Raw genomic sequence first — 11,331 nt, 5'->3', positions numbered from 1 at the left:
ATAAAATTGTCATTTTTGTTGACGGATATAGTTGTAAATATTACAATAAGTTTGACAATTATATTTGTCAAAAATGAAGAGGGTGAGGAGATGCATTATGGCATTGCTCAATCGTTTGAAAGAATACCGGGCCAGGCTCGGGATCAACCAGACCGAGCTGGGGAAACTGGCCGGCGTGTCCAGGCAGACGATCAGCCTTATCGAGAGGGGAGATTACTCGCCGTCGGTGACGCTGGCGCTGAAACTGGCGATGATCTGTCAGGTGAAGGTGGAGGATATCTTTGAATATGAGGAAGAGAGATCATGAATATGAAGAAGATGAAGAATATGAAGAAGACGGGGATTGGTGTGAAGATCCGGAGAGAGAAGCTGGGATAATGACGCGATGATCTTCAGATTAATGAAGCCGGATGAATTTGAAGTTTGTCAGGCAGAGGAAGGAGAGGAAAGACTGACATGCCGAAGGGAACGAATCAGAAATTTAAGCTGTACCGTCTGGCGCAGATCATGCTGGAGCAGACGGATGATGAACATTATATTACCATGCCGGAGATCAAAGAAGAACTCGCCCGGTATGATATCACGGCGGACCGGAAGAGCATTTACGCGGATCTGAGGGATCTGGAAGTGCTGGGGATCGAAGTCGAGGGAGAGCAGGATGGAAAGGGCTATCACTACCATGTGGTCAGCCGGCCTTTTGAACTGCCGGAGCTGAAACTTCTGGTGGATGCGATCCAGTCTTCGAAATTCATTACCGAGAAAAAGACGAACGCCCTGATCCGGAAGCTGGAAAAGCAGGTCAGCAGGTACGAGGCCATGAAACTGCAGAGACAGGTCTTTGTCTCCGGGCGGATCAAGACGATGAACGAGAGCATTTACTATACGGTGGATGCGATCCACAACGCCATTTCCGAAAACAGGAAGATCTGTTTCCAGTATTTCCAGTGGAATGTAAAGAAAGAAATGGAACTGCGGCGGGACGGCGCCTGGTATCATATCAGTCCGTGGGGACTGTCCTGGGATGATGAGAATTACTATCTGGTAGGATATGATCCCGACGCCGGGGAGATCCGGCATTACCGGGTGGACAAGATGCTCCATATCCGGATGAGCGATGAGCCGAGGGAGGGAAAAGAGTATTTCAGGAAGCTGGATATGGCGGACTATGCAAAGAAGAGCTTCGGCATGTTCGGCGGAAAGGAGCAGACAGTGAAGCTGCTGGTGGACAACAGTCTGGCAGGGGTGATCATCGACCGGTTCGGAAAAGAAGTGATGATGATCCCCGCGGATCAGGAGCATTTCACAGTCAATGTGACTGTCATGGTGAGCAGTGTATTCCTCGGATGGGTATTCTCGCTGGGAGAGCGGGTGAAGATCCTGGGACCGGAGGAAGTCGCGGAGAAGATGCGGAAAGAAGGAGAACGGCTGTTGAGACAGTATCAGCGGCGGCAGCAGCAATGACAGACAGGGATTGCGCGCAGGAGACCGCGCACAGAAAATACAACAGAATAGGGAATGTGGGGATGCCACGGGAGCGAACGTGCTTTCGTGGTATTTTTATTGCCCATCTGGGCGGGTAAGGTAAGGGCAGAAACAAAAAAGATTCGGGATTACCGGGAAGGAGAAGAGGAAAATGGCAAAGACATATTTTACATTAACAGGGACAAGGCTGAGGGGAAAGTTGTACTGGTGACAGAACGGGGCGTGCTGTGCAAGGTGTGCAAGAAAAGCCTTGCAAAACAAAACGGTCAGCCAGCAGACTGAACGGGGATTGAGCTGAACAGGGATTGAGCTGAACAGGGATTGAGCTGAACAGGAATCAGGCTGAACGGGAACCGGGCTGGATTGGTATCGGGCTTGTGGATTGAAGCCCTGCATGCTAACATAGAAGCATAGATGTTTGGAAGGGATGAAAGCCATGAGACTGTTTGTTGCTATCCAGTTATCGGATGAGATGAAAAAGGCGCTGGTCGCCTGTATGCATGATCTGAAGAAGCAGGGTGTGGAAGGAAATTATGTGCCGGCGCAGAACCTGCACCTGACGCTGGCGTTTATCGGGGAATATGAGGATCCGGCGAAGGTGAAGCGGGTCATCGAAAACGTGCCGCTACCGCAGTTCCGGCTAAGCCTGTCGGAGAAAGGGAACTTCGGGAATCTCCTCTGGGCGGGAGTAAAAGGGAACCAGAAGCTGAAGATGTATGTGAAAGATCTGAGGGATGCGCTGAGGGCGGCGGGCATCCCTTTTGATGATGATAAGTTCATTCCGCATATCACGCTGATCCGGAAAGCGGCGGCGAAGAAGGCGTATCAGGTGCGTCTGCCCAAGGCGGAGATGACGGTGAGGAAGGTGTCGCTGATGAGGTCGGAGATGAAGAATGGGAAAACGGTGTATCGGGAGATGTGAGACGAAAGCAGATTATATTAGGAGATAATCGGAGGAGTACAGATGAAAGCATATCAGATCAAGATTATTTTGAAAAACTCAAAACCGCCGGTATGGAGACGGTGCCTGATTCCGGCGGGGATCACATTTTCGCAGCTGGCGCTGATCCTGGAAGATATCGTAGAATCGGAAAGGTGCGACGGGTATGAGTATGAGTTTTACCAGGCGGGGATCCGTGTGCGGGAATGGAAAGAGGGAGAACGTCAGGCAGCGACATATTACTACGATTTTCAGTGTGCTTCCGATACGTTTATCGACAGCCTGGCGGACAAGGAGGCATGGTTTACCTTCCGGCCGGGAGATGGAAGCGAGTACAGAGCCGAGATTGAGAAACGTCTTTCTGAGGCTGTCGGCTATCCAGCTATTATTAAGGAAAAAACAGGCCTGCAGGCATGCGGTTGGAGAGATGCTGATACTGTAAACCGGGAGCTGGAGCAACGGTATCCGATCCAGTACGGCGAGCCGGATTACCGGACTTTTGAAGAGCTGCGGGAGGATGTAGAGCATTCTAACAGGGGACTTACCGGAGCTTGCAGCCCGAGAGATAAGACGGATAGAAATAATCCGTCCGGCAAAACGGTGATGCAGGCGTTTGCAGATATAATTATGCAGCGCTGTACCAATGAGCTGAAAGAGAAATTAATGGAAGAGACAGAGCGCAGAGAGGAAGGAGGCGATGCGGATCTGAATCTTCTGCGGAGCATGCTGGAAGATGCGGCGTGGCAGATGAAACGGGATATCATGGAGGAAATCCTCGGGCGCGATGTGCAGAAAGAGGAGTCCCGGCATCCGGATATCAAAGGATTCCTTCTTGAAGAGACAAAAGATACGCTGCGGGAGATGGCGGAGGACCTGCATCTGACCCGTTATAAATCTCTTGATAAGAACAGTCTGGCAGAGAAGATCAGAGACGAGATACTGAAACCGGAGGTCATGGCAAAGCGGATGCTGCTTCTCAGTGATGCTGAGATCCGGGAGTTTGAAAAGGCGATAACAAAGGAAAACGGTTATTATCCGGACCGGAAGGAAATGGAGAATCTGGAGAAGCTGTATGACCTTACTTATGTGATGCTTTACAGCGATGATTATGCAGAGGTCCCGCGCGAGGCTGCTGAGATATATAAGACGATCAATACGCCGGCATATCAGGAAGAGCGGCGCGGAACATACTGGCTGTATCACTGTCTGATGATGGTGGATCTGCTCTATGCGTGCTGCGGGGCGACAGGGTGATTGTGAAAGAGACACTGAGGGACAAGCTGTATCTGAGCATTGAAGCGTCGCAGGGAGAGAAAAAATTTTATATTCCGGATCCGGATGAGATTGTGGAGTACACAGAAAACGGGTATCCGGTATCTGACCCTTATTACAGCAGGTTGAAAACATTCTTTGTCGAAGAGCTGGATATGGATCTGGATGAAGTGGAAGAATATATGCCGGTAATCTGGAACCGTGTGAGCATGGGGAATCCCCTGGCGGATATCATGGAGATGCTTGACGGACAGGGGATCGTATTTCCATCGGAAAAGGCAATGAGGAAATTCGTTTCACTTATGACGGACATCAATAATCATACAAGGATGCTGTCAAACCGGGGATGGACGCCGAATGAAATGCTCCGCCAGATGCCGACAGCGCCTGGCGGGCGAAAGCCTACAATCGTGCCTATGAGCAGCGAGGCTGCCAGAATGCTCGGTGAGGCGGCGGATGAACTGAAAAAAAGAGGCTTCGGCGTGGATCTCGACAATCATGCGGATGAGATAACGACAATGTCCATGCCGGATGGGATATCAGGTAAGACAGTAGTCGGAAAGAAGAAGGTCTACCCGAATGATCCGTGTCCGTGCGGAAGCGGAAAGAAATATAAAAAGTGCTGCGGGAGAAAAAATTGACCGCGCGGTCTGGTTTTGGCGTGGGTTCATAATCGGACCAATGGTATCGAAATATATAAAAGTAACGGAGCATCGCTGAGCGACAGGTGATCAGATTGAGAGAAGAAATATTTCAGTATGTAAAGAAAAAATATAAAACAGTACCGGACTATCCGTTCCGTACCGCTCCGACATATCCCGTCCTGCGACACGCGGACACCCGGAAATGGTTCGCGCTGATCATGGACGTCCCGCGGGAGAAGCTGGGCTTAAAGGGAACGGAATATGTGGATATCATTAATGTGAAGCTGGGAGATCCGATGCTGGCGGATATGCTTGTCCGGCAGCCGGGATATTTCTACGGTTATCACATCACCCGCAGCAGCTGGATCTCCATCCTGCTGGACGGGACGGTTCCTTTTGCAGAAATCTGCCAGTGGATCGACGAGAGCTATGCAGTGACGGCTTCGAGAAAGAAGAAGCAGAAAATCCGGCCGCCGAAGGAATGGATCGTGCCAGCGAATCCGAAGTATTATGACATCGTGCATGCTTTTGACGATGTTCGGGAAATCGACTGGAAGCAGGGCAGGGGAATCAAAGCCGGAGATACGGTGTTCATCTATGCGGGGGCGCCGGTGTCGGCAATCCTGTATAAATGCAGGGTAACGGAGACAGATATCCCATATGAGTACAGCGACCGGGATCTGACGATCACGGCGGTGATGAAGATCAGGCTGCAGAAGAGATATGAGCCGGATGAGTTTACGTTTGGAAAACTGAAGGAAGAATATGGGATTTATGCGGTCAGAGGGCCGAGAGGGATACCGGAGGAGCTGAGTAAGGCGCTGAGATAACAGGAGGCAGGAAATGAAAGTGCTTGTGATACCGGACATTCATCTGAAACCATGGATGTTCCGGCAGGCGGGAGAAATTATGGAAAAAGGAACCGTGGAACGGGCGGTATGCCTTATGGATATTCCGGATGACTGGAATCAGGAATATAATCTGGAACTGTATAATGAGACATTCGACGCTGCGATCGCATTTGCAAAGAAATATCCGGATACGCTCTGGGTATATGGAAACCATGACCTGTGTTACTTGTGGGATGAGCGGGAGAGCGGGTACAGCCCGGCTGCGGCGTACACAGTTGTGAAGAAGCTTGAAGAGCTGAAATCCGCGCTGCCGGAAGGAAATGAGATTCGATATGTCCAGAAGATAGATAATGTGCTTTTCTGCCACGGAGGGATTACAGATTATTTTGTGAAGAAAGTGGTGCCGGTGTCAAAATATGATGATGTGGATGAAGTGGTGAGGATCATTAATGGGCTGACTCGGGAGTATATGTGGAGTAATGTATCGCCGATCTGGTACAGGCCGCAGTATACGTCGGGGAAGATGTACGGGGAGGATAAGATCCTGCAGGTGGTGGGACATACGCCGGTGGAGGAGATATACAGAGAGGGGAATGTGATATCGTGCGATGTGTTCTCGACGTATAGAGATGGGAGAGCGATTGGGACGGAAGAGTTTGTGGTGGTGGAGACGGAGGAAGCATATTTCTGTTATATTGAAAGCTACAAAAAAATATGCCGGTAATATTGTTTTAAGAAAGTTAGAATCTGTGACTCCGGAAGTGGGGATAGATATTGTAGAAAAATATCAGAGACAAGGTATTGCATATGATACACTCCAATTATTTATGAGAAAGGTTAAAAGCATCTGTAAAATAGATTATTTTTTTGTCCGCATTTGTTCGGATAATGAACCTGGTAAAAAATTGTTTCGTAAGCTGGGAGCAGTAGAGATTGGAAGTGAACCAAGTGAATACCAAGTGTTCTTAAATCATATGAAGGAACGAATGACAGAGGAAGAATATGAAGAAATAAAAAGAAAAAATCCTGATATGGAAAGAATAGCAGGGCAAAGATGGATTGGACATTATAAAATTGAGCTTAAATAGTGTTTTACAAAGAGAGAACAATATTATAGAGCACATCGGAATCTCCTTGATTTTAAAGGGAATTATACCTATGATATAAAATATATGACTTATATCAGGATTAAGAAATATGCCATCCCTGAGAAATTTAAGAAATAGTACCATTTAAGTATAGTAAAAATAGTATGAAATTATAGATTATTTGGAAAACAGAGAAAATCGAAATGAACAAATTTACAGTAATTGAATCCTCCACAATTAAACTCTTATATGGCAATATCATAGAAGCCAAAAGGATTATAGTTCAAGAATATCCTTTCCAAAGAGTTGTACCAAAGGGCAGAAATTACACAGATAAGGAGAAAATGCAGCAGTTTGTGAAAGATGGATTTATTGACCGATACAGCGGAAAAAAGCTGATCAATCCCGGTTTGCTAAAAGTGCTCTCTTACTATATGCCTGAAGAATTTCCTTACCATCCACACTGGAAAATGGATGCGTGTCACAATGCTTACTGGGAGTTTGTGCCAACTGTGGATCACATTGTCCCTGTGACATTAGGCGGTGCAGATGCGGAAGAAAACTGGGCGACTACATCTATGCTCCATAATGCTGTCAAAAGCGGTTGGACATTAGAGCAGCTTAATTGGTCACTCTGTGATCCGGGAGATTTTAAAGAATTTGATGGTCTTACTAAGATGTTCGTGCAGCTGGTCCAAAAGGATGAGGATTTGCTGAAAGACAGCTATATTAAGAGATGGTATAACCTCTCAATTACATACGTACAAGGAGAATAACTACGGTGACTACTTTCCACGACAATCTGCTACGAGAAGGCTTCACAACTGCATACTTAGACAGAACATACCAGTCTAACCTTGCCTACAAGCCCCAGTTTATTTCCAACAATTATAAAGAAGGGCGAAAGGTTCTCTCATCCATTGAGGATGAGCTCTTGTCATGCGATGAATTCTTTATCAGTGTTGCGTTTATTACTATGGGTGGGATTACGCCGCTGCTTCAGACATTGAAAGAGCTGGAAAGGCGTGGCATACCGGGGAAGATTCTTACGACGGATTATCAGAATTTCAGTGAGCCGAGGGCACTGCGGAAACTGGCGGGGCTGAATAATATTACGCTGAAAATGTACCGGACAGATGAGGCGCAGGAAGGTTTCCATACGAAAGGATACATTTTCAAAAATGAAGAGCTCTATCGGATTATTGTCGGCAGTTCGAATCTGACTTTAAGTGCGTTAACAAAGAACCGGGAATGGAATACCAAGGTGGTTTCTACCGATCAGGGAGAGTATGCTGCGGATTTGATGACAGAATTTACAGATCTGTGGAATTCAGAGTATGCAGTTGCATTTGAGGATTTTATTGAAGAATATGCGCTCAACTATCGGATTATCCGGAAGCAGAGAAAGATTGCGAAGGAAGCGCAGATTCCGTCTCTGGAACAGTATAAGTTGCAGCCTAATTCTATGCAGTTAGGCTTTATTTCCAATCTTGAAAAGATCCGGGCCGCAGGCGAAATGAAAGCCTTGCTGATTTCAGCGACCGGAACGGGAAAGACGTATGCCTCTGCATTTGCGCTTCGAGAGGAAGATACAAAGAAAGTGCTGTTTCTGGTACACAGGGAGCAGATTGCGAAACAGGCGATCGCCAGCTATAAGAAGGTATTTGGAAATACCAGGACTTTTGGCCTGCTTTCCGGCAATTCGAAGGATTACGATGTGGATTATCTCTTTTCTACTATGCAGATGATGGCCAAACAGGAGATCCTTACGAGATTTCGGCGGGATGAGTTTGACACGATTATTATTGATGAGGCTCATCGGACCGGGGCTGCGAGCTACCAGAATATTATGCAGTATTTTACACCGAGGTTCTGGCTGGGGATGACGGCTTCACCGGAGCGTACCGATGCATTTGATGTGTACGCGGCTTTTGACCATAATATTGCTTATGAGATCCGTCTTCAGCAGGCATTGGAAGAAAATCTGCTCTGTCCGTTTCACTATTTTGGCATCACAGATTTGCAGATCGGTGGAGAGACAGTGGATGAAGAGACTGGGCTGAAGGATTTTAATAAACTTACCAGTGATGAACGTGTCCGCTATGTGATCGAGCAGATGGAGTATTACGGTTATTGCGGAAAGCGGCCGAAGGGGCTGATCTTCTGTAGTTCCAAGAAAGAAGCTGCTGTGCTGAGCGAGAAGTTTAATGAGCGCGGATACCGGACTATGGCGCTGACAGGGGATGACAGTCAGGAGAAACGTGAGCAGGCAGTGGAGCGCCTTGTGTTGGAGGAAGGTGAGGACAAGCTGGATTATATTTTCACGGTAGATATTTTTAATGAAGGTGTGGATATCCCGGAAGTAAATCAGGTTATCATGCTGCGCCCGACGGAATCACCGATTGTCTTTGTGCAGCAGTTGGGACGCGGGCTGCGAAAGGCGGATGACAAGGAATATGTGGTGATTCTGGATTTCATTGGAAATTATAAGAATAACTTTATGATACCGATCGCGTTGTCCGGGGATCGAAGCTACAACAAAGACAATATTCGGCGCTATGTGCTGGAAGGGGAGCGGATTATCCCGGGTTCTTCCACGATCCATTTTGATGAAATATCGAGAAAACGGATTTTTGCGGCCATTGACAGCGCGAATTTCAGCGACATTAAGCTGATCAAAGAGAATTATAAGAATCTGAAAAATAAACTGGGACGGATTCCGGCGCTGAAGGATTTTGACAATTACGGAGAAATGGACGTTCTGCGGATTTTTGACAACAACAGTTTGGGTTCTTATTATAAATTTCTGGTCAAATACGAGAAGGATTATACGGTCAGACTGTCCGCAGCAGAAGAAAAGGTGATTGAATTCATTTCCAGAAAGCTGGCCAGCGGGAAGCGGATCCATGAGCTTGCTATGCTGAACCGTATGCTGAGTTATCAGCACGGTTTCTTCCAGTTGTGGGAGAAGGATCTGGCGCAAAGTTATGGAATCGAGCTGCAGGACAAAACGATCCGAAATGTTGTCAATGTAATGACAAATGAATTTCCAACCGGATCAGGCAGGAAGACTTATTCGGACTGTGTTTTTATAGAGAAGACAGGGAACGGAGAGTATGAGCTGTCAGAAGAATTTGGGGAAATGTTGAAGAACCCGGAATTTTACAAGATCCTGAAGGAGCTGGTTGAGTTCGGGGTGTCCCGGTATGAGGAAAATTACAGCCGCAGATATCAGGATACGAATTTTGTGCTTTACCAGAAATATACATACGAAGATGTGTGTCGGCTTCTGGAATGGGAGAACAACGAAGTCCCGTTGAACCTGGGCGGATATAAATATGACCGGAAGACGAAGACATTTCCGGTGTTCATCAATTATGACAAGGATGAGGATATTCAGGATACCATTAAATACGAGGATCATTTTGAAAGCCCGAACAGACTGATTGCTATATCGAAGCAGAGCCGGACGAAAGATTCCGAGGATGTGCAGAATTTTCTGCATGCCAGAGAGCGCGGTATTGATGTGGAGCTGTTTGTCCGCAAGAATAAGGATGATAAGATTTCTAAGGAATTTTATTATCTTGGACGGATGACAGCCACTGGAAAAGCAGAGGAATTTATCATGGCGAATACGGACAAGACGGCGGTGGAGATCGAGTGGGATCTGGACACGCCGGTCCGGGAAGATATTTACGAATACATTGTAAACAACTGACGGAGGAATGGTATGAAGACAGTAAGAGTAGTGGCAGCAATCATCATACACGAGGATAAAATATTTGCGACCCAGCGTGGATACGGAGAGTTCAAGGACGGCTGGGAGTTCCCGGGCGGGAAGATTGAGCCCGGTGAGACGCCGCAGGAAGCGCTTGTGCGGGAGATAAAGGAAGAGCTGGATATCGAGATTGAAGTGAAGGATTTCCTGGAGACCGTGGAGTATGATTATCCGGAGTTCCATCTGTCCATGGATTGCTTCTTCTGTACGATCAGATCAGGAGAGCTGGTGCTGAAAGAACATGAGGCAGCGAAATGGCTGACAGCGGAGACGCTGGAGAGTGTGGAGTGGCTGCCGGCGGATAAAGGGCTGATAGAGGGGATAAGGGAATATCTGGTAAATCAGATAAATGCGAGGTGATATGTTATGAACAGATTTTCAGAGAAAGACTGGAAGTTATTCCGCAGTAAGATCTCTGGCTGGCAGGAAGCGTATATGGAAAAACTAAACCAGGAATACATTGAGTTGTTGTCAGGTGGGGGTAATGCGTCGGATCGATTCTGGGCGCTGGAGAAGCGGATACGGGAGGATAAGAAAGACTGCGGCGTACAGTGCCGGATGAGCAGAGCGAATTTGCTTTTCATTCTGGTATCATTGCTGAATGAGGGGGCGATCACATTTGATGATCTGGAAGGATTCAGCGACGATCTGAAAGATACGCTGAGGCATTTAGCAGGAAAATGATGACAACTGTTCCCCACAACTGCCTGTTATGATTGAGTATAGAAAAATACAGGTAAATATTAAGGGAATATCAGAGAAAAGGCCGCAGAAATGCTACCTTTTCTATTTTATAAGCGGTATGATATCAAAGAAAAATCTTATATCGGTACGCCGGTAAAATATTATTTCATGGATCTGGGGCTTCAGAATGCAAGGATTAACTACCGGCAGATGGAAGTGACGCATTCCATGGAAAATGTGATCTACAATGAGATGCGGATGAGAGGTTTCAGTGTAGATGTCGGAAATCTCAATATTGTGGAGAAGGGCAAGGATGGAAAGTATGTAAAAAAACAGCTGGAGATAGATTTTATCTGTAATAAAGGTTCTAAAAAATACTATATTCAGTCCGCCTATCTGCTTGAAACAGAAGAAAAGACCACTCAGGAGATCAGTCCGTTTCTGAAAATCCATGATTCCTTTAAAAAGATCGTGATCACATCGAATACGCCGAAGCCGTTTTATAATGAGGATGGAATATTATTCATGAATGTCTTTGACTTTCTGCTGAAACCGGAATTGCCGGACTTTTGAGAGTGTGATTTATCAGGAT

14 protein-coding genes are annotated in these 11,331 nt (G+C 46.8%); all 14 read left to right on the top strand.

Annotated features, from left to right (window positions below; all coding sequences use genetic code 11):
• The first annotated feature begins 97 nt into the window (after positions 1 to 97).
• Positions 98 to 307, top strand: coding sequence for a helix-turn-helix transcriptional regulator (locus tag B5G27_RS06570; protein WP_087178100.1), 210 nt, complete (start codon positions 98 to 100; stop codon positions 305 to 307).
• Positions 308 to 456: 149 nt separating this feature from the next.
• Entirely contained in the window at positions 457 to 1,461 is a 1,005-nt protein-coding gene (locus B5G27_RS06565; protein WP_087178099.1) for a helix-turn-helix transcriptional regulator, read from the top strand.
• An 87-nt stretch (positions 1,462 to 1,548) separates the two neighbouring features.
• Complete coding sequence (locus B5G27_RS15980) at positions 1,549 to 1,764, top strand: hypothetical protein (RefSeq protein ID WP_162611208.1); 216 nt, start codon at positions 1,549 to 1,551, stop codon at positions 1,762 to 1,764.
• A gap of 154 nt (positions 1,765 to 1,918) precedes the next feature.
• Positions 1,919 to 2,404 (top strand): RNA 2',3'-cyclic phosphodiesterase, encoded by a 486-nt coding sequence (gene thpR, locus B5G27_RS06555; protein WP_162611207.1) that lies wholly within the window; start codon positions 1,919 to 1,921, stop codon positions 2,402 to 2,404.
• 42 nt (positions 2,405 to 2,446) lie between these two features.
• A complete protein-coding gene (locus B5G27_RS06550; RefSeq protein WP_087178096.1) occupies positions 2,447 to 3,676 on the top strand; it encodes an IS1096 element passenger TnpR family protein in 1,230 nt (409 codons plus the stop codon).
• Positions 3,677 to 3,678: 2 nt separating this feature from the next.
• Positions 3,679 to 4,335 carry an SEC-C metal-binding domain-containing protein gene (locus tag B5G27_RS16410; protein ID WP_087178095.1) on the top strand — a complete coding sequence of 219 codons (657 nt, stop codon included), beginning with the start codon at positions 3,679 to 3,681 and terminating at the stop codon, positions 4,333 to 4,335.
• Positions 4,336 to 4,430: 95 nt separating this feature from the next.
• The gene (locus B5G27_RS06540) at positions 4,431 to 5,168 is read left to right on the top strand and encodes an MmcQ/YjbR family DNA-binding protein (RefSeq protein WP_330399004.1); all 738 of its coding nucleotides are present in this window, start codon (positions 4,431 to 4,433) and stop codon (positions 5,166 to 5,168) included.
• Positions 5,169 to 5,181: 13 nt separating this feature from the next.
• Entirely contained in the window at positions 5,182 to 5,913 is a 732-nt protein-coding gene (locus B5G27_RS06535) for a metallophosphoesterase (protein WP_087178094.1), read from the top strand.
• Positions 5,885 to 6,277 (top strand): GNAT family N-acetyltransferase, encoded by a 393-nt coding sequence (locus tag B5G27_RS06530; RefSeq protein WP_162611206.1) that lies wholly within the window; start codon positions 5,885 to 5,887, stop codon positions 6,275 to 6,277. The genes B5G27_RS06535 and B5G27_RS06530 overlap by 29 nt, the downstream gene beginning before the upstream one ends.
• Before the next feature lie 203 nt (positions 6,278 to 6,480).
• On the top strand, positions 6,481 to 7,053 hold the full coding sequence (locus tag B5G27_RS06525) for an HNH endonuclease (protein ID WP_087178092.1): 573 nt from the start codon (positions 6,481 to 6,483) through the stop codon (positions 7,051 to 7,053).
• A gap of 200 nt (positions 7,054 to 7,253) precedes the next feature.
• Complete coding sequence (locus tag B5G27_RS06520; protein WP_242958260.1) at positions 7,254 to 9,995, top strand: DUF3427 domain-containing protein; 2,742 nt, start codon at positions 7,254 to 7,256, stop codon at positions 9,993 to 9,995.
• 12 nt (positions 9,996 to 10,007) lie between these two features.
• Positions 10,008 to 10,415, top strand: a complete 408-nt coding sequence (gene mutT, locus B5G27_RS06515) for an 8-oxo-dGTP diphosphatase MutT (protein WP_087178090.1) — start codon at positions 10,008 to 10,010, stop codon at positions 10,413 to 10,415.
• 6 nt (positions 10,416 to 10,421) lie between these two features.
• The gene (locus B5G27_RS06510; protein ID WP_087178089.1) at positions 10,422 to 10,739 is read left to right on the top strand and encodes a multidrug transporter; all 318 of its coding nucleotides are present in this window, start codon (positions 10,422 to 10,424) and stop codon (positions 10,737 to 10,739) included.
• Positions 10,740 to 10,829: 90 nt separating this feature from the next.
• Complete coding sequence (locus B5G27_RS06505) at positions 10,830 to 11,312, top strand: DUF4143 domain-containing protein (protein WP_087178088.1); 483 nt, start codon at positions 10,830 to 10,832, stop codon at positions 11,310 to 11,312.
• Positions 11,313 to 11,331: the final 19 nt, after the last annotated feature.

The sequence above is a fragment of the Lachnoclostridium sp. An76 genome (assembly GCF_002161355.1).
In the GTDB taxonomy this organism is placed as follows: Bacteria; Bacillota; Clostridia; order Lachnospirales; family Lachnospiraceae; genus Mediterraneibacter; species Mediterraneibacter caccavium.
The sequence above is the reverse complement of the archived record's forward strand: the minus strand, read 5'-3'. Positions and strand labels throughout refer to the sequence as shown.

Coding starts and splice junctions, on each gene's coding strand:
- B5G27_RS06565 (WP_087178099.1), top strand. CDS start 457: ATGCCGAAGGGAACGAATCAGAAATTTAAGCTGTACCGTCTGGCGCAG.
- B5G27_RS06510 (WP_087178089.1), top strand. CDS start 10,422: ATGAACAGATTTTCAGAGAAAGACTGGAAGTTATTCCGCAGTAAGATC.
- B5G27_RS06550 (WP_087178096.1), top strand. CDS start 2,447: ATGAAAGCATATCAGATCAAGATTATTTTGAAAAACTCAAAACCGCCG.
- B5G27_RS06525 (WP_087178092.1), top strand. CDS start 6,481: ATGAACAAATTTACAGTAATTGAATCCTCCACAATTAAACTCTTATAT.
- B5G27_RS06535 (WP_087178094.1), top strand. CDS start 5,182: ATGAAAGTGCTTGTGATACCGGACATTCATCTGAAACCATGGATGTTC.
- thpR (WP_162611207.1), top strand. CDS start 1,919: ATGAGACTGTTTGTTGCTATCCAGTTATCGGATGAGATGAAAAAGGCG.
- mutT (WP_087178090.1), top strand. CDS start 10,008: ATGAAGACAGTAAGAGTAGTGGCAGCAATCATCATACACGAGGATAAA.
- B5G27_RS06505 (WP_087178088.1), top strand. CDS start 10,830: ATGCTACCTTTTCTATTTTATAAGCGGTATGATATCAAAGAAAAATCT.
- B5G27_RS06520 (WP_242958260.1), top strand. CDS start 7,254: ATGGGTGGGATTACGCCGCTGCTTCAGACATTGAAAGAGCTGGAAAGG.
- B5G27_RS06570 (WP_087178100.1), top strand. CDS start 98: ATGGCATTGCTCAATCGTTTGAAAGAATACCGGGCCAGGCTCGGGATC.